This window comes from Pantoea sp. JGM49, assembly GCF_018257655.1.
GTDB classification, from domain to species: domain Bacteria; phylum Pseudomonadota; class Gammaproteobacteria; order Enterobacterales; family Enterobacteriaceae; genus Pantoea; species Pantoea communis.
This window is the reverse complement of record NZ_JAERJM010000002.1, coordinates 254,537-276,303: the sequence shown is the minus strand read 5'-3', so window position 1 is coordinate 276,303 and position 21,767 is coordinate 254,537. Positions and strand designations below refer to the sequence as shown.

Below are 21,767 nucleotides of genomic sequence, written 5' to 3'. Positions count from 1 at the left end.
ATGATTTTCTTATGACGCAAACGGTAGATGTCGAGTGGCTTAGCCATCAAATAGACGATGCTTCGGTAAAGGGAATAACGCTTACCGCCTCATCCTTAATTCGGGACGGCCAAATTGCTGTTGGCATGCAAATGCCTGCGGTGCGCGAACTGGCGGAGCGGCTGGGCGTCAGTCCGGCAACCGTTTCTGCTGCCTGGGCGCAACTGAAGAAGCAGAAAGTGCTGGCGGGTAAAGGACGCAGTGGCGTGTGGGTGTGTGGCAACAGCGTACTGCCACGCCCTATCCGCTTCGAGAAGATTGGTAACTACGGCGAGAACATCCGGGCGGCGCTGGCGATGGCGTCACCCGATCCGGCGTTGCTACCCGATCTTAAACGGGCGATCCTCGCGGGGATTGCCTCACCTGAGTTAAACAGCTATCAGCGCGAAGCGATCTCCCCGCAATTGCAAGCGGCCATCAGTCCACGCTGGCCCTATCCGGCGGAAGCCTGGTTAGCCACTGATGGCGGTTTTGATGCCATGAACCTGATTGTGCAGACGCTGTTGTCGCCGGGCGATCGGGTGGTGATTGAAAATCCCACGGCCACCCGTTTGCTGGATATGCTGGAAAATATCGGCGCAGAAATTTTGCCGCTGCCCTGTGATGATCAGGGGCCTATACCCACGGCGCTGGCCGCACATCTGCAAAAATCACCGGCGATGTTTATCTATCAGCCGCGCACGCATTCGGCCACCGGCTACAGCGTGACTCAGCGTCGCAGCGCCGAGTTAGCAAGGGTGCTGGCGAACAGTACCACGATGATTGTCGAGGATGATGGCATTGGCGATCTGTCGCGCTGGCCGGCCTGGAGCCTCGGTTTCCACTTCCCGGAACGGGTCATCCACGTGCACTCATTCTCCAAAGCCTACGGCCCGGATCTGCGACTGGCCGCGCTATCCGCGACGGCAGACATGGTGAAACGCTTACAGTCGTGGCGTAACTTCGGCGTCAGCTGGACCAGCCGTATCTTGCAGGATGCGGTGGCATGGATGCTCACCGATGAGGCCACACAGCAGAGCGTTCAACAGGCGAAGACCGTTTACGCGCAGCGTCGCCAGCAGTTACTGGCGGCACTGGCAAAACGCGGAGTGGTGCTGGAAGAGCGAGATGGGTTGAGCGTACAGATCCCGGTGGAATCAGAGCAGTACGCCATGATCACCCTGGCAGCACGCGGCATTGCTGTACTGCCGGGAGAACGCTGTTGCCTCAACGGCGAGCCCTTTATTCGCGTCAGTGCTTCACTGCTCCCGTTCGATCAGCTTGAAAGCATTGCTGACGCGCTGGTCATCGCCACCGGGCGTGAACTTAAAGCGAGCCCAGATCTTTGATGTGATAACGCGGAGATTCTACATAGCCTTCACGCGAGTAGAACTGGTTGGCTTTAAGGCGGGAAGCGTGACAATGCACTTCCATGCGATCGCAGCCCCGTTCACGCGCTAGCTGCTCGGCATGACTGAGCAGCTGTTGGCCACTGCCTTTACTGCGCTCGCCTTCCGCAATGCAAAAATAGCTGATGCGGGCGAAATCACCGGGCAGCGCCAGTTGGGGGATAAAGTGCAAAGAGAGAAACCCCAGAACCTGATTACCGTGTTCTGCCACCAATAAAATTTCGTCGGGATGGCTGCATAACTGCGCCAGACGCGTATCAATAAACTTTTCAGTGCCGCTGTAACCCAGTTCGGTTAACAGCGCACTCAGGGCAAAACTGTCTTTTGCCAGTGCCTGACGTATATTCATCCTGCCTCCTCATGAGTCCTTGCATGCAGTTATATAGCGTTGTTGCGTAAAAAGCTGCAAGTAAGGATTGTTATGAGAATGTTACTGCCACGTTCTGTGAAATACGCCGCAGAATGTGCCCTGTCATCAGACTGTCATCACGGCTTAAGGTTGGCTTAACCTGGCTTTGCGATGCTGAGTGAAATACACCTCTGGGGCGCGCACATGAAAAACCTGATTCCACGTAGCTACAATGAAGTGATGGCGCTTTTCGTCGCCATGGCGGCCGTGTTGGGCAATTCCCTGACCTGGTGGCACATGTGAAAAGGACAAAAAAAACCCGCCATTAGGCGGGTTTTCAAAATTCTAACTGTTAACTTACAGAGCGATAACGTTAGCAGCAGATGGGCCTTTAGCGCCGTCAGTGATTTCGAACTCTACACGCTGACCTTCAGCCAGAGTTTTGAAACCATTGCTCATGATTGCAGAGAAGTGTACGAATACATCTTTGCTGCCATCTTCTGGAGTAATGAAACCGAAGCCTTTCGACTCATTAAACCACTTAACGTTACCTTTGATCTTGGACATCTATATTACCTTTACATGAAAAATGGACACTAAACTGTGTCGGCATCTAGTACAGCAATTGCGGTGACATTTGTCCAGTGAGAATTGATGAAAAAGTGATAAATATTGATTTTTTGCATCCCCTTCACACTTTTTGACGCTTTTCACACGCTAAAACTGGAATCTCAGCCAGGCAAAATAGACGTTGCCGTTATTATAAGTCCCTGGAATATAAGTCATTTGGAAAGTGGCTGGCCCATATCCTATTGATGCTAATGGCAAAACCAGTGGAACCGGGATATAGCGCCAGTTATCTCTCGCGGTGACGCCCGCGGTGTAGCCTGCACCGATGTGGAAATTCTGGTCGTTCAATGGCCGCCAGGTCGCTTCCCAGCCATAGCCAGCGATAGGCTCCCATTTGTTGAACGAGTCTTTGAACACCATGGCATAGAGCCCATGCCAGTTGCCTTTCTCATCCCAACGAGAGACACCGCCACCTGCACCCCACGGCCGCTCGTTGTACTTTTCGATATGCTCGTCATCATAGGTCCAGCGGTTATGCCAGGTGATAGCGGGCAGGTAAAAGTCATGATGCTGTGGCTGCGACCAGGTTTGCTCAACATTGGTGCTAAATGTGTTCCATCCCGCCTCAATGGCTTGCGATGTTGTGACTGCTGATGCCGAAAACGTCATGGGTAACGTCAAAATTCCGCCCAAAAGTGCGGATAAAATGTGCCGATTCACAAAAAAATCCTATTAAGTCATCTCTTAAATTCGCCCCAGTAAAAGGCGCATTCGGTGAGTGGGCGATTATTAGCGCAACAACTTAAAACGATATCTAAAAAAGCGGTTAAAAACTCCAGGGATAGTCTGTGTTACACCATTATTTTCCGATGATTTAGATTAGGTTGTGGTTTTTCTATAGGAAAGAAATATCCCGGTCGTCAGGAAAAATGCACATTAAATGCACTCTCAGCGTGATAATCACCCAGAGAGACAACTTAATTTTCAGCAACTTAACGACAATCATTTATATCTGAAATAAATTAATTAAATTTATGAATTGAACTCTGAGGGCGAATAAGATAAATCTCATCTTTCCAGGATGGAGAGGGAGGAACATTGAAATGACGATTCGCTGTCGACGCTGCGGCTGCGCTAAATTTTATTTCACATTGCCGAAAGTGGAAGAGGATAGAAATAACCCACACCATGGTGCGTGTTGCGCGGGTTGTGATAAACCGATTGACTGGCGGGACATGATTCCGGCAATGCTGACATTAAGCGAATTCGCCGCGTCCCGGGCAGAATAAAGAATTCAGGCACCTCAGGTGCCTGTTCATGCTAAAAAATCAGTTTGAATACACCCGTAATCGTCAGTAATCCCACGATAAAAATGATGGCAATAATCCACAGAATTATTTTCATTGTTCGCTCCTTCAGTGATGAAAAATAACGCGCCTGTTAACCAGTATAGATGATCCTTCTGCGTTCGCTGTGCAGTGCGAGCACTGTCACGCATGGTGATGAGCGTTGCCTTCCGTTCAGTTTTATTTCTGCGAGACGGGTCGCATGTCGCGATTTTATCTCTCTCTCCCGCTGCGCACCGCCAGCTCGTGCTGTCTAAACTTACAGCGCCTCTAGCAGGCCTCAATTGTTATCAATGCCTACGTAACAAGGAGATCTTATGAGCACGATTAATACCAGCATGGGGCGTTACAGCCTGAAGGCAAAGGATTACGGCAACCACATCAGTGGCAGCATTGCTATTAATGATGAAGGTGGCACCCAACTCACCATGCAAGAGTTTGAAGAGCATTACCTTGACGATGTCGTCAACAATGTCATTTATCCGGTCACGGGTGGGAACCGTGAAATTACCCGCGCGTTGCGCGATCAGATGGTTAAAGCGGGCTTTGAGCAGCCGCATTGAGTTTTTGGGCCACAGATTGTGGCCCTTTGCTTTTGATAACACTCACTTGCGGTAATGATAGCTTTAAGCGCAGGATGCATTATCGAACATGACAAGGAGATTGACCGCGTGAGTGCCCTTTACCGACTTCCCCCTTCCCAGTTACATCAATTTGTTCAGGCCATTTGGTTACATGCCGGCAGCAGCGCCGAAGAGTCACGTTTAGTGGCTGACCATCTGGTGGCCGCCAATCTGGCCGGTCACGATTCACACGGCGTAGGAATGATCCCGAGCTATATGAGTTCACTGAAGCAGGGATTCCTGCAGCTGAACCAGCACACCACCATTGAAAAGGATGCCGGTGCGGTGCTCACCCTGCACGGTCATAACGGCTTTGGTCAGGTGGCGGCACATCAGGCGATGCAGTTGGGTATTGAGCGTGCAGCGAAGCTGGGTATCGCTGCGGTCGGCTTACACCACTCCCACCATATTGGTCGTATCGGTCATTGGGCAGAACAGTGCGCAGCTGCGGGATTCGTCTCTTTCCATTTCGTCAACGTGATGGGTGATCCGATGGTTGCGCCCTTTAACGGTAGCGACCGTCGTTTTGGCACCAACCCCTTCTGTGCCATCTTCCCACGCCAAAATGCCAAACCGCTGCTGCTCGATTTCGCTACCAGCGGGATTGCCTACGGCAAAACACGCGTGGCGTGGAACAAAGGGCAACAGGTCGCGCCCGGTTATCTGATCGATCATCAGGGGCAGCCCACCACCGAACCCGGCGTGATGCATCAGGCACCTTATGGCTCGCTGATGCCCTTCGGTCTGCACAAAGGTTACGCGCTGGCCACGATGTGCGAAATTCTGGGCGGTGCGCTTTCCGGTGGTCGCACCACGCACGATGCCACGCTGGTCAGCAGCCATGACGCCATTTTCAACTGCATGACCACCATCATCGTTAATCCCGAAGCGTTTGATGCCCCGGCGATGCAGGAAGAAGCAGAATCGTTCCTCGAATGGGTAAAACGCTCGCCACATAGCGGCGATGCACCGATTCAGGTGCCGGGTGAATGGGAAGAACAGAATCGTATCGAACGCGATCGCGAGGGGATTCCACTCGACAGCAACAGTTGGGAACAGATTTGTGCAGCCGCATTACAAGCGGGCATGTCCGATGAAGAGCTGGCGGCCTTCCGCGCGCTGGCGCAGTAGACCCCAGTAATAAGAAAGCTGAGGCACATCGCCTCAGCTAATTTCCTTCAGATCACGTTAGCCAGCAGCAAACAGCCGACCAAACCACACACCGAAATAATGGTTTCCAGCGCGGACCAGGAGCGGATGGTTTCACCGATGGTCAGGTTGAAGTATTCCTTGAACAGCCAGAAGCCCGGGTCGTTGACGTGAGAGAAGATCACGCTGCCAGAACCCACGGCAATCACCATCAGTTCCGGGCTGGCACCGCTGGTGGCAATCAGTGGTGCAACGATCCCGCCGGCGGTAATCGCCGCCACGGTGGCTGAACCCAATGCGATGCGCAACACCGCCGCGATGGACCACGCCATAAAGATCGGCGATACATTGGTCTCGTGCATCATACTCGCGATGTATTTATCGACACCGCTGTCCACCAGCACCTGCTTGAACGCCCCGCCGCCACCAATGATCAACAGCATCATGGCGATGATTTTGATCGAGTCGGTGATGGTGCCCATCACTTCATCCATGCTACGTCCACGGTTCAGACCAAAGGTGAAGATGGCGATCAGTACCGCAATCAGCGTTGCCATAATCGGGTCACCAAAGAACTCCGCATACGGCAACAACAGATGCCCTTTCGGCAACACCATCTCCGCCACGGCACGCAAGGCCATCAGCACTACCGGCACTAACGCCGTCCAGACGCTGACGCCAAAGCCGGGCATTTCCGCTTCGGTAAAGGTTTTCGGGTTCCACAAACCTTCAGGAATCGGTTTGTCGATGCCTTTCAGGAAGCGCGCATACACCGGGCCCGCCAGAATCACGGTCGGAATACCCAGCAGGGTGCCATACAGCAGCGTTTTACCCATATCGGCGTTGAACAGCGTCGCAATCGCGGTAGGGCCAGGATGCGGAGGCAGGAAACCGTGTGTCACAGAGAGTGCCGCAGCCATCGGCACGCCGACGTACAACAGCGGTACGCGCGCGGATGCCGCAATGCTGAACACCAGCGGCAGCATCAACACAAAGCCCACTTCATAGAACAGCGCGAAGCCCACCGTGAAGCCGGTTAAGACCAGCGCCCACTGAATGTGTTTTTGACCAAATTTAGCAATCAGCGTGGTGGCAATACGCTGGGCACCGCCGCAGTCAGCCAGCAGTTTTCCCAACATCGCGCCAAAGCCCATGATCAGCGCCAGACTACCAAGTGTGCCGCCCACGCCGGTTTTGATCGATCCAATCACTTTGTTGACGGGCATACCCTGCATCATGCCCACCGCCAGCGCGACCAGTATCAGCGCAATAAATCCGTTCAGCTTGAAGCGAATCATTAACAGCAGCAGTAAGGCTACGCCAATCGCCACATAGAGTAATGGCATAATTTTTCTCCACTTTTGCGCACGACAGCATGTCGGCAGCGGTTTGTTTTGTTGATCCCAAAGGACAGTCGATTCGGTGACATCGCTGAGAGGCACGCGGTCTGTCGCACAATGTTACGGGTATCATGTTAAGGGTAACATTGCGCACAAAGCATCAGCCGTGCGGGGGGAATTTCTGTTTTGCGAAGGTGATCAACTTTTTGCCAGGCAGTTATCAGAATGTTTGCAGCGGGGGCGTCACCGCTTTTGGTTACACTAAGGTCTTTATGCCCTTCAAAAAAAGGATCTGCAGGTGAGTGAGAATCTGATCGAGTTGTACAGTAATCAACAAACCCTGTTTGGACGTGGCAGTATTGACCGATTATTGCCGCTGCTAGCTGCCCATCCCCAACCGACGTTGCTGTTTTGTGGCCGCTCTTTCCTCAACGGTCCCGCCTGGCAAAGACTGGGCGCGGCACTCAATGACCAGATTCTGGGCTATGAAATTGTCAGCCATGAAGCCTCGCCCGATGAAATTGATGCCTGGGTGAATCGCTGGCGCGGCCATGTGGATCGCGTGGTAGCGATTGGCGGTGGCAGCGTGCTGGATGCCGCTAAAGCTTTCAGCGCCATGATGCAGCATCCGCTGAATACCGCACGTTACCTGGAGAAAGTGGGTGATACGCCGGTTCAGGCGATCACTCTGCCGCTGATCGCCATTCCCACCACAGCGGGAACGGGCAGTGAGGCGACGCAAAACGCCGTGGTGACCGATCAGCAGCATATTCAGGTGAAAGCCTCGTTGCGCCATCCGGTGTTTGTGCCACAGGTGGCAATTCTGGATGCCGATTTGCTCAAGGGCACACCAGATAGCGTACTGGCCACCTGCGCCATTGATGCCTTTACCCATCTGTTTGAAGCGTATCTGTCGCGCAAAGGCAATCTGTTTACCCAACAAACGGCGCTGAATGGGCTGCGGCTGTTCTTTCAGGCGTGGCCAAACCTGAATCGTGACGATGCACGAGGTGATGAAGCGCGGGAAGCGATGATGATGGCTTCCTGGCTGGGCGGTGTCTGCCTGAGCAGTGCGGGATTGGGCGTGATTCATGGGATTGCCGGTGAACTGGGCGCCATCAAACCTTTCCATCACGGAGAAGTGTGTGGACGTTTGCTGTTCCCATTCCTCGATGTGCTGGCGGAAACCGAACACGCCGAACAGAAGCGTTTGATGACACAGCTGGGGCAAGCACTTTTACCGGACGATCCGGCGCCGCCCGCGCTGGCGCTCAAAGCCTGGTTGCAGGCGCATGCGATTGTGCCGTTCTGGCAGGATGGGCCGACCTTGAGCGCCACCGATGTTGACTGGATTGTCGCGCGCGCCAACAGTAAAAACGGCTGGGTCAGTTACGATGCCTCCACCCTCACCGAGATGATTACTGCGGCCTGGCACGTTGCATAACATCGGTTGATTTAGACGGTGCGGGCGCGCCAAAGCACACCCGCACAACATGACTTTCCCGCCACTTTACAGCGCAATGTCGCGCCGCTTCATCTCGCCGCGCCTGCATACGCCCCGCGCATCGGCAAAGCAAACAATGAATTAAGTGTTGGATGACGATCAGCTTGCAAACGGCGCTTTGCCCGCCAGCATCTGTTCAATCACCTGCAGCACGCCCTCTTCATTGTTGCTGGGCGCTTCATAGCGTGCGGCATCTTTCACTTTTTGCGGTGCATTCGCCATGGCGAAGCTAAAGCCCGATTGCTGCAACATCTCCAGATCGTTACCGCCATCGCCAAACACCAAAATCTCGCTGCGATCGATGCCCCAGCGTTTGCCGAGCAGATCGAGCCCATGCCCTTTGTGATTGCCAGGCACAATCAGATCCACAGATCCGTGGCCGCTGGAGGTCGCTGCGGCCGAACCCTGATGCAGGCGTTCGATATCGGCCATTAATGGTTCAACATAATCATCGGAAAGATTGAGGGCGAACTTGAAGAGTTTGTCATCCGCGACCTCATCGAGGCTGCGAATCGGCTTCAGACGATGGCAGTAGTGGCGCATCTTCACCAGCCAGCTCTCGTCGAGACCTTCGAAGTAGTAAGCACTTTCACGTCCGCAGAGGATATAACGCAGTTCCGGGTAGTGCCCGTTGTGCAGGGTGTCGAGTACCGCATCGATATCGTCACGGCTGAATGCGCCGCAGAACAGCTCTTCATCGCGATCGATGATCCATGCACCGTTTTCGGCGACGAAGGCAATTTCGCTGGAGATATCGGGGAAGAAGGATTTGAGTTGGTAATATTGATTGCCACTGGCGACCACAAATTTGATGCCGCGCCGTTTCATCTCTTCATAACAAGCCTGAAAACGAGCCCGGTTGTACTGCTTTTTATCGTCGAGAAAGGTGCCGTCCTTGTCTACTGCCACCATTTTTACCACGGTCATCATGACTCCTTAGCGCGTTGTAGGGAAAAAAGGGTCGCATAGAGAATAACCTGGTGAGGGCAGAAAGCAGAGAGAAACACGGATGGCCGTAGCCATCCGTGGGGGAGATTAGTTAAATGCGCCGTTCAGCAGCAGCGAGGTGATCACGCCAGTGGCGGCAGCAATCAGGACGTAATTACCGTCAATGTAAGACCAGTACTCACCGCGCGGCGGCTCTGGCAAACGGCGTTCACGCCAGTCATCTACGCGATAGTGCGGGCCACGGAATTCTGGCGGCATCGGGTGACCGCGACGGAAGTCATGGCCGTTCCAGGCGAAGTGATCGCCGTCATGGTGTCCATCTGGGCCACGATGGTCGGCATAACGGTCATGATGATCCGGGCCACGGTCCGGGTTATGGTTGTAGCCATGATCGGGGCCGCGATCGCCGCCATGGTCAGGGCCACGCCCATGATCCTGATGCTGGTCGCCGCCGTGCTGCTGCCAGCGCTGGTCGCCCGGGCCATCTGCCCAGGAGACGGAAGAAAACAGTGTGCTGCATGCAATAAGTGACGCAATAAGACTTAATGTTGTTTTTTTCATGATGTTGCCTCCAATGATAACGGCAGTTACTGCGCCGTCGAGAGACACTATTCACCAAGCAAAAGCAAAAGAGGATTTCCAAAACTCTTAAAAACCGCATACTTACATTAAATTACTGCAAATTATCGATTTCTTAACGGTTGTGTCTTTTCTGACATTATCTGGTCTTAAAGTCAGCGGATTCATACTACAGCGGAGAGGAAAGAAACCCGATCGCGAGGATCGGGTGGAGAATGCTATTTCCATAAATTGCATAAAGCGGGTAAACCCTAAAATTGAGGGTAAAACTGAAGCACACAACGCCACATCACTAGCATTGCGGATAAACAATACCATTTTAAAATGCAAAATTCTTTTAAAAACCCCTGCTTTTCGGAAAAAACCGTAAAAATAAAATGGCGCAGAAAAATAATCTGCTGTGCGAGGGATCTGATGCACAAATAAGGTCTGTGCTCTGACCAGAATAGCGGTTTGATAAATTTCGCACCGTCGTGGTGATAGAAACGAACCTGCCCCCAACGATAACCGCACAACCACCAGGCGATAAAACACTGCTAAATCAATACCATTCCCTTCAACCTGCGTCGGCCAACCCTTTCATTAATCAGACTTCAGCGTTATTCATCAATTTACCCAGCATTAATACGTTAGAATCCTGCAGCACCTCGGTTAATTCACAATCGTGATTAATATCGCGCTAAATATAGCGCAGGCTTTAACTCGCTTAATGGATTTTTATTTCAACTTCGATATCAGCGTTAGAATATTACGTTACCGCTGCGATTTATTTCCGAAGGATGGAGTCATGGAAAGAATATTAGTCAGTGCCTGCCTGATGGGATTGACGGTTCGTTATAATGGCAGCGATAAGTTGCTCATCTCTCGCACGCTGCTGCGCCAGCACGGCATTGAAGTCTTCAACGAAGCGCAGTTGCGCGAACTCATTCAGCGTGTCGCGGCAGCCGATAAATGACGCGTGGTCGAGGCCGGATGACGTGCTAACGCTGCGGCCGGGCGCACCGGACGGCGCACCAGTTCTCCCTCACAGTTCGGGCAGCGATGGTTGAGCGTAGTTTCCGCGCAGTCGACACAAAAGGTACATTCGAACGAGCAGATGCGCGCATCGGGTGAGTCCGGCGGTAAGTCTTTATCGCAGCATTCGCAGTTGGGACGCAGTTCCAGCATGGTTCATCTCCAGTCAGATTTTTCACCATCATCACCGTGTTACCTCAAACGCGCCAGCCCGGTTGCAGACATCAGCAGGACAAATCGGGACATCCGATGTCCGCACGCGTGGCTTAAAAGCATTACATTCCGCTAATCACGTTCTATAGTTCAATCGCCACGTTTACTCACGAGACAATTGAATGCGTATTAAAGGACTTAACTTCGGCTTCTTTATTGTTATTTTGGCGATAGTCACCTACGCCTTTTTTGATGTGCTGACACCATATTTCTCTGCCATTTTTTGGGCAGCCATTCTGGCGGTGATCTTCCATCCGCTGAAGTCATTGCTGCGCCGCAAAATGGGCGATCGTAACGGGCTCGCTGCCTTTGCCACTCTGGCGATCATCTGTCTAATCGTGTTCACGCCATTAGCGATTATCACCTCGTCGATGGTAGTTGAAGTCAATACGGTGTACAGCAAACTGCAGAACAGCTCGTCACAGTTCCCGACGGTGTTTGCCGAATTAATGCAGCACTTACCGAACTGGGCGCAGAGTTATCTCGCGGAGCACAACCTCAACAATGCCGGCCAGATTCAGCAGAAACTGTCTGAATTTGCCCTCAAAGGCGGCCAATACATGGCAGGCAGCGTGTTCATGATCGGTAAAGGAACGTTCACCTTTACGGTTGGCTTCGGCGTGATGCTGTATCTGCTGTTCTTCCTGTTGAAGGATGGCCCATGGCTGGTGAATCTGATACTGGAAGCACTGCCGCTCTCTACCTATGTGAAGCATCACCTATTGGTTAAATTTGCCGCCGTCTCACGCGCTACCGTCAAAGGCACGGTGGTGGTCGCGGTGGTTCAGGGCGTGTTGGGCGGTCTTGCCTTCTGGTTCACCGGCATTGACGGCAGCTTGCTGTGGGGTGCGTTGATGGCGTTCCTGTCGCTGATCCCGGCGGTCGGTTCCGCCATCGTTTGGGTGCCTGCGGCGATCTTCTTCTTCGCTACCAGCGCGATATGGAAAGGTCTGTTCCTGGTTGGCTTCTTTGTGGTAATCGTCGGTCTGGTAGACAACATTTTACGTCCGCTGCTGGTCGGAAAAGACACCAAAATGCCTGACTACTTGATCCTGATCTCGACGCTGGGCGGCATGGAAGTTTACGGTATCAATGGCTTTGTCATCGGCCCGTTGATTGCCGCGCTGTTTATCGCCTGCTGGAACCTGCTCTCCGGGCGCGACAACCGCGACAATGTCGAGGAAATCGACGAAGAGTTTATTGAAGAGGGGAAATCTCGCGAGTAAGGCGTTTCCCTGTCAGGCGGTTGCTGCATACGGCAACCGCCCGTTTACCGGAGAACTGCATCGATGTACCAGGGTTGGTTAAAATCTTTCGCGCCGCTAGCGCAGGCGCTTATTTTGCTCGCATGTCTGACCCTTGTGCTGTTTGGGCTGCGCCTTGGTGCGCCGCTGATCAACCAGGTGCTGCTGGCGATATTTCTTGCCGTGATGCTCGATCCACTGATTAGCCGCCTGGCGCGACGCGGCATCCCACGTACGCTCTCTTCTCTGCTGGTGATTGTGATTTTGCTGCTGCTGATCGTCATCACCATCATGTCACTTAGCGCCTCCGCGCCCGACCTGATCAAACTCAGCCGTCAGGCACCTAATCTGGTAGCAGCCAAGCTGCAATACCTGACGCTCTCTCTGAGCCAGATGGGCATTGCCCTCACCGCCGATGAGATGCTGAATTTTGTCGATGCCGGTGCGGTGGTGCGCTTTGTCACCTATCAACTGTCGTCAATCCCCGGCCTGCTTTCGTGGTGGCTGATGGTGTTCCTGATGCTGCTGTTTATGCTGATTGAGCTGCCGCTGCTGAAACGCACCCTGCGCGCCAGTAAACAGCACACTGCGCTGTTTATCGCTTTGGAAGAAGGGATTCAGAGTGTGATTGTTTATGCGCGGGTGAAAACGCTGACCGGCCTGCTGGGCGGCGTGATTGTCTGGGGCATGGCGCATCTGCTGGGATTGAAGTTCGCCTTTTTGTGGGGCGTGCTGATGTTTATCTTCAACTACATTCCGGTGCTCGGATCTTTTCTGGCGGCCATTCCACCGGTGATTCAAACCTTTATCCTGTTCGATACCCAAACCAGCCTGATGCTGGTGGGATTCTTTGTGGTGCTGAACCTGTTGCTCAGTTCGGTGCTGGAGCCGCTGATGCTCGGCAAACGCCTCAATCTCACCCTGACCGTGCAGCTGCTGGCTTTCCTGTTCTGGCAAGCGCTGCTGGGTATGACCGGTGCGATACTGGCGATTCCCCTCACCTTCCTGCTGAAAAAAGTCTGGCTGGCACTGCGCCAGCCAGAGTGAACTATCGGGCGACGCGCCAGCCGCGCGTCAGCTGTTTCTCGATTTCCACCAATACGAAAATCACCGCGCTGACCGCCAGCGAGATAAACCAGTATTTGATCGGCAGCGGCTCGGTGCCAAACAGCGTATTCATCAGCGGCAGATAAATAATCATCGCCTGCAGCGCCACCAGCACCAGCGTCACCAGCCAGATGCCGCGATTTTTCAGCAAGCCTTTATCCAGTGAGAAGCCCTCACTGTTGCGACAGTTGAGCATATATGCCCACTGGGCAGTCACCAGCATCTGCAGCAGCACCGTACGGATAAACTCCGGCGAGTAACCGCGCGGCTGCAGCCAGGCTTCCAGCACAAAGGCGCTAATCGAGATCAGCAGCCCGACGAAAATCACTCGCCAGATGGCGTAACCATCCATTACATGGCTGCGCACGTTACGCGGCGGCCGACGCATGATATTGCGCTCGGCGGCTTCAAATGCCAGCCCAAATGACAGGGTCGCCGAGGTCGCCATGTTCATCCAGAGAATCTGCACCGGCGTCAGCGGTAATAGATTGCCCATCAGAATGGCGATGATGATCAACAGCCCCTGCGCGAGGTTGGTCGGCATCACAAACAGGATAGTTTTCTTCAGGTTATCGTAAACGCGACGCCCCTCTTTCACCGCCGCCGCGATAGTCGCGAAGTTATCATCCGCCAGAATCATATCCGCCGACTCTTTGGTCACCTCGGTGCCTTTGATGCCCATGGCGATGCCGACATTGGCCTGTTTCAGCGCAGGGGCATCATTCACGCCATCGCCGGTCATCCCGACGATCTCCCCGCTCTCTGCCAGCGCTTTCACCAGACGCAGCTTATGTTCCGGGCTGGTGCGCGCGAAAATGTCGTACTCACGAGCCGCTTTGCCCAGTTCCGCATCATCCATGTGCTCCAGCTGATAGCCGGTGACGGCGCTGTCACTGTTGCCGATGCCTAACATCTGACCGATGGCCATCGCCGTTTCCGGGTGATCGCCGGTGATCATTTTGACGCGAATCCCGGCCTGCTGGCAGTCGCGTATGGCGGTAATCGCTTCCGGACGCGGCGGATCCATCATGCACGCCAGACCCAGCATCATCATGCCCTCGCGCAGATCGGCGTGATCGATCTGCTGTCGGCCTTCCGGTAGCCAGCGCCAGGCGGCGGCCACGGTGCGCAACCCTTCGCTGGCATAAGTGGTGATTGCGGCGTTCCAGTAATCACGATCAAGCGCTTCGGCGCCGTTTTCGCCTTGCTGCTGCTGGCACAGCGCGAGCAGCACATCCGGTGCACCGGTCAGCAGCAGACACGCCTTGCCATCAATCAAACAGCTCACGGCCATGTATTTGTAGGCCGAGTCAAACGGCAGCTTGCTCAGTACCTGCACGGATTCCGAGTTGATGCCCGCTTTCGCCGCCAATACTTTGAGCGCGCCCTCGGTGGGGCCACCGACAATCCCCCAGTGCCCCTGATTATCCTGCCTCAGTTGGCTCTCGTTGCAGATATCTACCGTCTGTAAAAAGCCGTTGAGCAGCGCCTCATCACGCTGGCCGCTTTCCAGATGAAACTCCCCTTTCGGCTCATAGCTGTTGCCACTGATGCGCCAGTGACTGTTGGCCAGCACCAGCGCTTTCACCGTCATTTCGTTCATGGTGAGCGTGCCGGTTTTATCGGAGCAGATCACCGACATGGCGCCGAGAGTTTCGACCGTTGGCAGCTTACGAATGATGGCGTGATTGCGCGCCATCGACTGCACGCCGAGTGAGAGAATGATTGAGATAATCGCCGGTAAACCTTCTGGCACCGCCGCGACCGCTAGGCTGATCACCGCCAGCAGCAACTCCGCCAGCGGAATGTCGCGCAGCAGATAACCGAACACGAACAGCGCGGCCATCATCAGCAAAATGATGTAGAAAATCGCCTTACCGAGTTTTTCAATCTGCACCAGCAATGGCGTTTTTGCTTCTTCGATGGAGGAGATCATCGCGTTGATGTGCCCCAACTCGGTATCACCGCCAGTGGCGATCACCACACCTGCGGCAGTGCCAGAACTCACCGTAGTACCGGAATAAGCCAGATTCAGCCGATCGCCGAGCGACTTTTCGCCTTCCAGCGCATCGCTTAATTTGGACACCACCGTGGATTCCCCAGTGAGGATGGCTTCTTCTACCCGCAAATTGTGCACGTCGAACAAACGCAGATCGGCAGGGATTTTGTCGCCAGGACGCAGCAACACCACGTCACCGACCACCAGCTCTTCGGTCGGCACGGTGATCTGCCGCCCATCGCGCAATACCATCGCTTCGTTCGACAGCATGTTCTGAATGCTTTTCAATGACTTCTCGGCGTTACTTTCCTGGATAAATCCAATCAGTGCGTTGATGACAGCAACGCCGAGAATGACAAAGGTATCCACCCAGTGGCCCATCACCGCGGTAATCAGCGCTGCCGCCAGCAGGATGTAAATCAGTACATCTTTAAAATGCGCCAGAAAGCGCATCAGCAGTGACTTTTCGGCTTTCTGTGGCAGCACGTTGCGCCCGTTAGCCGCCAGACGCGCCTGCGCCTCTTCGGTCGGCAAGCCACTGGGCGAGCTGTTTAAACGGATAAAAGCGCTGGCACTGTCGAGCTGATATAAGGGTCGATCAGATGAATCCGATCGATCTGGACGAAAAGGAACAACGGTCATATTTCACCCCGTGCGGTTGACAATAAAATGGAAAAAGGAGAGTAAAAACAAAAGCCCAGTTTAATATTGTTTATTTGTAACGAGATGACCGGGGTCATGTTTTGGTTAATTAGACCGTTAATTAACATCGCTAATAACCATTCAGTGTTGAATTAATCACACTCTGGAAATCAGAGGTGATGATGCTTTATTTACCGATAAAAAATCACAACAAAAACATAAATTTAATAATTTAAAACAGCATATTGGTCCAACTTCACTTGTTTATTTATGCAAGGTTACTTACTGGCATGACTATGAGTTTAATGACATTTTATGACGTTACTCTTAGGATCACATAAATAACTTTACCTTCAGGTAAAATTAAACCCAATCTAAACAAGGTCACACTTCGTCTTTCCGACGCGAGACTCTGATTTCTCTTCTCGCCCCGATAAGACCACTACCTGCACACCTTAACATTTACCCACAGTGATAACTTTTCTACTGCTTTCACGTCGAAATCATCACCTTAACGCCCAGTGACATCACTGAATTTAAAAGACTCACCGCATAATTAGAAAACTGATTAAAAACCATAGTGAATATATAAATAACACGTCAGGTCATGATATTTATTGCATCAGAAAAACCTTACAAAATAATTATTTGCGCCATTTAAACTTTACTCTTAAAATCTGCTAACCAATAAAACCAATCCTTATGAATATTCCATTCACCGCAATAAACAGGACAGCCATATGAAGGAAGTTCTTATCGTTGATGACCATCCGGTGGTTCGGATGGCATTAAGACTGCTGCTTGAAACGGACAACATGAATGTGGTGGGCGAAACGGATGACGGATTTGAAGCATTAGCGCTAACCAAAAAACTGTCGCCGGATTTGATCATCGTGGATATCGATATGCCCTCTTACAACGGCATCGACCTGGTGCAAAGGTTGCGCCACAACGGCTTCAACGGTGGCATTCTGGTACTGACCGGCAAGGACGTTGACCACTACATCAAGCGCAGCGCCACTGCCGGTGCCGATGGTTTTATTAGCAAGCGCAATAACATGACCGAATTGCACGATGCCATTCGCGCGATTAATGCCGGATATGGCTTCTTTCCTTTAAATCGCCGACGTCAGGGTTTACCGGATGATATTCAGGAAGACAAAAATAAAATTGCCGGCCTCTCCAGTAAAGAATTGCAGGTGCTGGTGTATTTATCCAAAGGAATGAAAGTGGTGGAAATGGCACAGCGGATGAAAATCAGTGATAAAACGGTAAGCACTTACAAACGCCGATTAATGGAAAAGCTCGACATTCAAAATATGGTCGGCCTTTACGAGTTTGCCAAACGCAATAATATCGCCTGACAGAGTGATGGTTAAATTACTCCTCCTGATTGGCCTGATGCTCTGCCTGATGAGCCAGCCAGTCAGGGCTGAAGATCCCCGCATCATGCAGTTGGTCAGCCGTGAACAAAATGTCCTGCTGACCTTTGATCTCCCCGACAACGACTGGCGCTGGCTGGGCGAAAAGCGCGAAGTCAGCGTTGCGATTTACGCGCCTGAAAATCCGCCGTTCGATATGGTCATCGATGCCAACACGCTGGAAGGGATCTCCGCCGACTACACCGCTTTAGTTCTGCATTACCTCGGTTTACACATCAACACGCACTATTACAGCAGTCGCAGTGCGGCGCTCGATGCGCTGCAGCAAGGCAAGGTCGATATGCTGGTGGACAGCGCGGGCAGCCCGGAACCCACTGGCGCAGAGCTATTATTAAGTACCCCGTTTGCCTCTGATTACCCTGCGATGGTGTCACGCGATAACATCATGTCTGAAATGAGTGATGATAATTCGCCGATGCAGATCGCCATGCCGCGAGGCTACCTGAGCGACGCCTGGATCGAGGCGCGCTATCCGGAAGCGAAAATCACCCGCTATCCTTCTGCGCTCAGTGCGTTGGCGTCATTAGCCTTTGGCGAAAACGACTACTTTATTGGCAATCTCAACACCGCCAATTACCTGATTGAACGCAACTACGCCTCGACGCTCTCCGTGATACGCATTTTTGAGCCCACCGATGCCGGACCGCGCTTTGTCTTTCCCATCCGCAATGCGCCACTGTATCGGGGCGTCAATGCGGTGCTGAATGCCATTCCCTTGCAGCAGCACAAAGCCATCTTCCATCAATGGGTGCAAAGCATGCCGCCGATGATGGCGGCGGCGCCTCTGCAACTCACTGACCGTGAGCGACGCTGGCTGGCTCAGCATCAGACGCTGCGCGTGGTGATGAACCCGCTCGATGCGCCTTTCACGCTAAAAGATCGGCACAACAAATTTAACGGTATGACTGCAGACTTACTGCGTTTGATTCATCTGCGCACCGGTATCGACTTCACCATGATCGAAGCCTCTTCCGTCAACGCAATGTTCGACCGGCTCAGCCGCCATGAAGTTGAGCTGGTTGGCTCGCTGGCCCACAGCCCGCAGCGTGAAGCGCGCGCCCTCTTCTCCCGCCCTTACGTGCTGCCGCCGTATGTGCTGGTGAGCAAAAACACGCTGGGTGCGCCCAAATCACTCAATGACACCGACACGCTGGCGATTACGCCCCAGCATGAGCTCACCGGCTGGCTGAAGGAAAATTTCCCCCACATCAAGTTGGTCACCGTTGAGAACGCCAGTATTGCACTACAGATGGTGAATGAAGGTCGGGTGGATAGCGCGGTGAATAACCTGATTGCCGCGCGCTACATGATCGATCGTTACTTCAGTAATCGCCTGCAGATTGTCTCGCGCCTCGGGGAAAATCCCGCGCGGATTGCCTTTGCTGTAGGGCGCGATAATCCGGAACTGCTGAGCATCCTGAATAAGGTGCTGGCGACCATTCCGCCGCGCGATATCTCGCTGCTGGCAATGAAATGGCAGGGCACGCCCGATGTTAAACTCGATACATGGATGGCGTATCGCCACGAATTCTACTGGCTGGCCGGGATCTTCGCGGTGCTGGTGATCACCTCACTGTTCTGGAACTACCATCTGCATCGCGCGGTGCGTCAGTGTAAAGAGGCGCAGGCGCGACTGCAGGAACAGGCCACCTTCCAGAAAACCCTGTTCAACGGCACGCCGGTGCCGATTTACGTCATTGACCACAAAGGCGAGATGACCAACAAAAATCCGGCCTGGAGCCAGTTCTTCAACGATGCACACTCCAATATCAGCCAATTGTCGCTCAGCGACAGCGCGCATCCGTTGCACGCTATTTGCCAGGCGCAAATGGCCTTACTGGCGGAACAAACGTCAATGGAGATGACACCACAGCGCGGCCAGATCGATAACGGCCACGAACTGCGTGATGTCATCCACCGCGCAGTGGCGTTTCGCGATAATCACGGCAACATCGCCGGAATGATTTGCAGCTGGCAGGATGTGACGGAACATGAACAACTGACCCGCGATCTGCTGCAGGCCAGCGAGCGCGCCGAACAAGCTAACCGCACCAAAAGTACCTTCCTCGCCACTATGAGCCACGAAATCCGCACGCCGATCAGCGCGATTATTGGCTTACTGGAGCTGGCGGTCGCCAATCGTCTGCAACAACCGTGCGATAAAGAATCGGTGCGCGTCGCCTATGAATCCGCGCAATCGCTGATGGGGCTGATTGGCGATATCCTCGACATGGCGAAAATCGAATCGGGCAAGCTGGAACTGTCGCCGGAATGGGTGCGCTTCGATACGCTGGCCGAACCGGTGGTGCGCGTGTTCGAAGGGCTGGCGCGCCAGAAAGGATTGCTGCTGCACTATCAGATTGATGTGCTGCATCCAGATGAACTGCTGCTGGATCCGATGCGTCTGCGGCAAATCCTTTCCAACCTGATCAGCAACGCCATCAAATTCACCGAGCGCGGCACGGTGGAAGTACAAGTGCGTAGCAAACCTGGAGAAGGCGATCGCGCTACGCTGGAACTCACGGTGCAGGATACCGGCATCGGCATCAGCGAAGAGGATCAGCAACTGATATTCAATCCTTACGAACAGTCCGCATCGGGCAAAAAACAGCGCGGCACCGGACTTGGATTGGCGATTTGCGAACAAATGGTGGCGATGATGGCGGGCAGCCTGACGCTGCACAGCCAGCCGGGGCGCGGCACCCGCATCTGCGTGCGTATCCCGGTGGATTGTCGTGAAGCGGTGAGCGCGCCGGTTGAGCAGGTTCGCCAGCAAGATGCCTGCGGCCTGCCGTTAACCATCCTGACGGTGGATGATCATCCCGCCAACCGCCTGCTGCTGAAACGCCAGCTCACCCGACTGGGACACAAAGTGATCGAAGCCGAGGATGGCGAACAGGCGCTGTGGCTGTGGCAGGAAAACCAGATTGATTTGGTGATCACCGATTGCAGCATGCCGGTGATGGATGGCTTCACCCTGACGCGCGAACTGCGTAAAAAACAGCGCGAGCCGCTCACCATTATGGGACTGACCGCCAACGCCCAGCCGGAAGAGCGATCGCGCTGCCTGGAAGCAGGCATGGATGACTGCCTGTTCAAACCGTTGCGCCTGCCGCAGCTGGAAGCACTGCTGCAAAGAGTGCCGCGCCCGACTGTTGTGCCCTATCCCGGCCATGTCGCACTGAATCATCTGCTCGACCTCAACGCCCTGCGCGAACTGGCTCATCAGGACAACGAGATGCTGCAGCGCCTGCTCAGCGCTACCCGCGATGAAAATTTGCATGATATGCAGGTTGCCTGCGCCTGTTTCGACAATCGCGACTGGCCCGCGCTGGAGCGCAGCCTGCACCGTCTGGCAGGTTCGGTGCAGATCATCGGCGCAGTCTCGATTGCCGATCAGTGCCGCGAATTAGAGCAAGCCTGTAGCGCCCCAGCCGATGAACGCCATCTCGGCCAGATGCTTGATGAAACGCTGGGCTGCGTGCATGTGTTGAATCAGGCTATCGAAACCTTTCTCAAAGACGAGTTCAGCGCATGATATGCCCAGCGCCTCAATCCAGGTTGTGCCGCTGGGCAAAATAGAGCACATCCACCAGGTTCTTTAACTCCAGCTTCATCATCAGCCGGCTTTTATAGGTGCTGACGGTCTTATCGCTGATGTTCATGCCTCGCGCAATATCCACCACTTTCTCGCCGCGCGCCAGCTGCCGCAATACATTCAGCTCTTTGGGCGACAGTTCGTCAATTTTGCGCTGGTCGCTGTTTTCATCCTCAAGATGCAAGCCCTGACGCGCACAATTCATCGGGAAAAAGGCATATCCTTTGCTGATAGCGCGAATCGCATCTCTCAGCTCGGTTAACTCTTTGCACTTACTGATAAATCCGTTGGCACCCGCTATGGCACAGCGGCGGATATAGTGCTCGCTGTCTTTGCCGGAGAGCACCAGAATGCCTCTCTTGTGCCCGCTCTGGCGCACACGCTTGATGACATCGATACCGTTGAGCACCGGGATATCGATATCAATAATCACTAAATCCGGCTGCAGTTTTTTCACAAACTTTATAGCCTGAATGCCATCGCCCACTTCACCTACGACTACCCGATTATCTTCTTCAAGCAGTATCTTGAGCGCTAATCGCGTGATTGGATGATCGTCAACAATCAGTACCTTTTCCATTTTTCACCCCGTCCCGCGCATTGACCGATAAAGTAGAGCGGCTGGGTGAATTGACGTGCGTCATTAACCGTCAGGCATCAGCTTCAAATTGAC

Annotated in this window: 18 protein-coding genes and 1 pseudogene; 9 read left to right on the top strand and 10 right to left on the bottom strand. The window is 53.5% G+C overall.

Annotated elements, in window-relative coordinates:
* Positions 1 to 11 precede the first annotated feature (11 nt).
* On the top strand, positions 12 to 1,367 hold the full coding sequence (locus JK231_RS04405; RefSeq protein ID WP_211728085.1) for an aminotransferase class I/II-fold pyridoxal phosphate-dependent enzyme: 1,356 nt from the start codon (positions 12 to 14) through the stop codon (positions 1,365 to 1,367).
* On the opposite strand, the gene JK231_RS04400 is transcribed toward JK231_RS04405, so the two are convergent.
* The 3 genes from JK231_RS04400 to pagP all read right to left on the bottom strand — a co-directional run bounded on the left by JK231_RS04400 (position 1,345) and on the right by pagP (position 3,066).
* Positions 1,345 to 1,776 carry a GNAT family N-acetyltransferase gene (locus JK231_RS04400; protein WP_034829026.1) on the bottom strand — a complete coding sequence of 144 codons (432 nt, stop codon included), beginning with the start codon at positions 1,774 to 1,776 and terminating at the stop codon, positions 1,345 to 1,347. The two genes, JK231_RS04405 and JK231_RS04400, sit on opposite strands and share 23 nt — an antisense overlap.
* A 357-nt stretch (positions 1,777 to 2,133) precedes the next feature.
* Positions 2,134 to 2,343, bottom strand: coding sequence for a transcription antiterminator/RNA stability regulator CspE (gene cspE / locus JK231_RS04395; RefSeq protein ID WP_034829024.1), 210 nt, complete (start codon positions 2,341 to 2,343; stop codon positions 2,134 to 2,136).
* A 150-nt stretch (positions 2,344 to 2,493) separates the two neighbouring features.
* A complete protein-coding gene (gene pagP, locus JK231_RS04390) occupies positions 2,494 to 3,066 on the bottom strand; it encodes a lipid IV(A) palmitoyltransferase PagP (protein WP_034829022.1) in 573 nt (190 codons plus the stop codon).
* Between the two features lie 943 nt (positions 3,067 to 4,009).
* Between pagP and JK231_RS04385 the strand changes: the two genes are divergently transcribed.
* Positions 4,010 to 4,255, top strand: a complete 246-nt coding sequence (locus JK231_RS04385) for a hypothetical protein (RefSeq protein ID WP_008103719.1) — start codon at positions 4,010 to 4,012, stop codon at positions 4,253 to 4,255.
* A 108-nt stretch (positions 4,256 to 4,363) separates the two neighbouring features.
* A complete protein-coding gene (locus JK231_RS04380) occupies positions 4,364 to 5,446 on the top strand; it encodes a malate/lactate/ureidoglycolate dehydrogenase (protein WP_211728084.1) in 1,083 nt (360 codons plus the stop codon).
* 47 nt (positions 5,447 to 5,493) lie between these two features.
* Here JK231_RS04380 and gntT read toward each other — a convergent pair whose 3' ends face one another.
* Positions 5,494 to 6,810: a gluconate transporter gene (gene gntT / locus JK231_RS04375; RefSeq protein ID WP_045816524.1), complete on the bottom strand. Its 1,317-nt coding sequence runs from the start codon at positions 6,808 to 6,810 to the stop codon at positions 5,494 to 5,496.
* 125 nt (positions 6,811 to 6,935) lie between these two features.
* Here gntT and JK231_RS04370 point away from each other — a divergent pair.
* Positions 6,936 to 8,248, top strand: a pseudogene (locus tag JK231_RS04370) (iron-containing alcohol dehydrogenase).
* A 159-nt stretch (positions 8,249 to 8,407) separates the two neighbouring features.
* Here JK231_RS04370 and JK231_RS04365 read toward each other — a convergent pair.
* From JK231_RS04365 to JK231_RS04355, 3 genes are all read right to left on the bottom strand, one after another.
* Entirely contained in the window at positions 8,408 to 9,235 is an 828-nt protein-coding gene (locus JK231_RS04365; RefSeq protein ID WP_034828304.1) for a Cof-type HAD-IIB family hydrolase, read from the bottom strand.
* A gap of 108 nt (positions 9,236 to 9,343) precedes the next feature.
* Positions 9,344 to 9,817: an RcnB family protein gene (locus JK231_RS04360; RefSeq protein WP_211728082.1), complete on the bottom strand. Its 474-nt coding sequence runs from the start codon at positions 9,815 to 9,817 to the stop codon at positions 9,344 to 9,346.
* Positions 9,818 to 9,919: 102 nt separating this feature from the next.
* A complete protein-coding gene (locus tag JK231_RS04355; RefSeq protein WP_211728081.1) occupies positions 9,920 to 10,369 on the bottom strand; it encodes a hypothetical protein in 450 nt (149 codons plus the stop codon).
* 253 nt (positions 10,370 to 10,622) lie between these two features.
* Here JK231_RS04355 and JK231_RS04350 point away from each other — a divergent pair, with 253 nt between their 5' ends.
* The gene (locus tag JK231_RS04350) at positions 10,623 to 10,790 is read left to right on the top strand and encodes a hypothetical protein (RefSeq protein ID WP_176505734.1); all 168 of its coding nucleotides are present in this window, start codon (positions 10,623 to 10,625) and stop codon (positions 10,788 to 10,790) included.
* On the opposite strand, the gene JK231_RS04345 is transcribed toward JK231_RS04350, so the two are convergent.
* The gene (locus tag JK231_RS04345; RefSeq protein WP_211728080.1) at positions 10,763 to 11,002 is read right to left on the bottom strand and encodes a DUF1272 domain-containing protein; all 240 of its coding nucleotides are present in this window, start codon (positions 11,000 to 11,002) and stop codon (positions 10,763 to 10,765) included. The genes JK231_RS04350 and JK231_RS04345 overlap by 28 nt on opposite strands.
* A gap of 182 nt (positions 11,003 to 11,184) precedes the next feature.
* On the opposite strand from JK231_RS04345, the gene JK231_RS04340 reads away from it, so the two are divergent.
* Together JK231_RS04340 and JK231_RS04335 are read left to right on the top strand one after the other, a co-directional pair.
* Positions 11,185 to 12,288, top strand: a complete 1,104-nt coding sequence (locus tag JK231_RS04340) for an AI-2E family transporter (protein ID WP_211728079.1) — start codon at positions 11,185 to 11,187, stop codon at positions 12,286 to 12,288.
* 63 nt (positions 12,289 to 12,351) lie between these two features.
* Positions 12,352 to 13,353 (top strand): AI-2E family transporter, encoded by a 1,002-nt coding sequence (locus JK231_RS04335; protein ID WP_211728078.1) that lies wholly within the window; start codon positions 12,352 to 12,354, stop codon positions 13,351 to 13,353.
* Position 13,354: 1 nt separating this feature from the next.
* Here the strand turns inward: JK231_RS04335 and JK231_RS04330 are convergent, their stop codons facing one another.
* Positions 13,355 to 16,054: a cation-transporting P-type ATPase gene (locus tag JK231_RS04330; RefSeq protein ID WP_211728077.1), complete on the bottom strand. Its 2,700-nt coding sequence runs from the start codon at positions 16,052 to 16,054 to the stop codon at positions 13,355 to 13,357.
* A 740-nt stretch (positions 16,055 to 16,794) separates the two neighbouring features.
* Between JK231_RS04330 and JK231_RS04325 the strand changes: the two genes are divergently transcribed.
* Both JK231_RS04325 and JK231_RS04320 read left to right on the top strand, forming a co-directional pair.
* Positions 16,795 to 17,418, top strand: a complete 624-nt coding sequence (locus JK231_RS04325) for a response regulator (protein WP_034828290.1) — start codon at positions 16,795 to 16,797, stop codon at positions 17,416 to 17,418.
* A gap of 7 nt (positions 17,419 to 17,425) precedes the next feature.
* Positions 17,426 to 21,034 carry a transporter substrate-binding domain-containing protein gene (locus JK231_RS04320; protein WP_211728076.1) on the top strand — a complete coding sequence of 1,203 codons (3,609 nt, stop codon included), beginning with the start codon at positions 17,426 to 17,428 and terminating at the stop codon, positions 21,032 to 21,034.
* A 13-nt stretch (positions 21,035 to 21,047) separates the two neighbouring features.
* Here JK231_RS04320 and JK231_RS04315 read toward each other — a convergent pair whose 3' ends face one another.
* A complete protein-coding gene (locus JK231_RS04315) occupies positions 21,048 to 21,674 on the bottom strand; it encodes a response regulator (RefSeq protein ID WP_160832622.1) in 627 nt (208 codons plus the stop codon).
* Between the last annotated feature and the right edge of the window lie 93 nt (positions 21,675 to 21,767).

Bases quoted from the DNA above. Each gene is read 5' to 3' on its own strand.
- JK231_RS04325 (WP_034828290.1), top strand. From the start codon at position 16,795: ATGAAGGAAGTTCTTATCGTTGATGACCATCCGGTGGTTCGGATGGCA.
- JK231_RS04360 (WP_211728082.1), bottom strand. From the start codon at position 9,817: ATGAAAAAAACAACATTAAGTCTTATTGCGTCACTTATTGCATGCAGC.
- JK231_RS04365 (WP_034828304.1), bottom strand. From the start codon at position 9,235: ATGACCGTGGTAAAAATGGTGGCAGTAGACAAGGACGGCACCTTTCTC.
- gntT (WP_045816524.1), bottom strand. From the start codon at position 6,810: ATGCCATTACTCTATGTGGCGATTGGCGTAGCCTTACTGCTGCTGTTA.
- JK231_RS04335 (WP_211728078.1), top strand. From the start codon at position 12,352: ATGTACCAGGGTTGGTTAAAATCTTTCGCGCCGCTAGCGCAGGCGCTT.
- JK231_RS04330 (WP_211728077.1), bottom strand. From the start codon at position 16,054: ATGACCGTTGTTCCTTTTCGTCCAGATCGATCGGATTCATCTGATCGA.
- cspE (WP_034829024.1), bottom strand. From the start codon at position 2,343: ATGTCCAAGATCAAAGGTAACGTTAAGTGGTTTAATGAGTCGAAAGGC.
- JK231_RS04405 (WP_211728085.1), top strand. From the start codon at position 12: ATGACGCAAACGGTAGATGTCGAGTGGCTTAGCCATCAAATAGACGAT.
- JK231_RS04340 (WP_211728079.1), top strand. From the start codon at position 11,185: ATGCGTATTAAAGGACTTAACTTCGGCTTCTTTATTGTTATTTTGGCG.
- JK231_RS04350 (WP_176505734.1), top strand. From the start codon at position 10,623: ATGGAAAGAATATTAGTCAGTGCCTGCCTGATGGGATTGACGGTTCGT.
- JK231_RS04400 (WP_034829026.1), bottom strand. From the start codon at position 1,776: ATGAATATACGTCAGGCACTGGCAAAAGACAGTTTTGCCCTGAGTGCG.
- JK231_RS04385 (WP_008103719.1), top strand. From the start codon at position 4,010: ATGAGCACGATTAATACCAGCATGGGGCGTTACAGCCTGAAGGCAAAG.
- JK231_RS04345 (WP_211728080.1), bottom strand. From the start codon at position 11,002: ATGCTGGAACTGCGTCCCAACTGCGAATGCTGCGATAAAGACTTACCG.
- JK231_RS04315 (WP_160832622.1), bottom strand. From the start codon at position 21,674: ATGGAAAAGGTACTGATTGTTGACGATCATCCAATCACGCGATTAGCG.
- JK231_RS04320 (WP_211728076.1), top strand. From the start codon at position 17,426: ATGGTTAAATTACTCCTCCTGATTGGCCTGATGCTCTGCCTGATGAGC.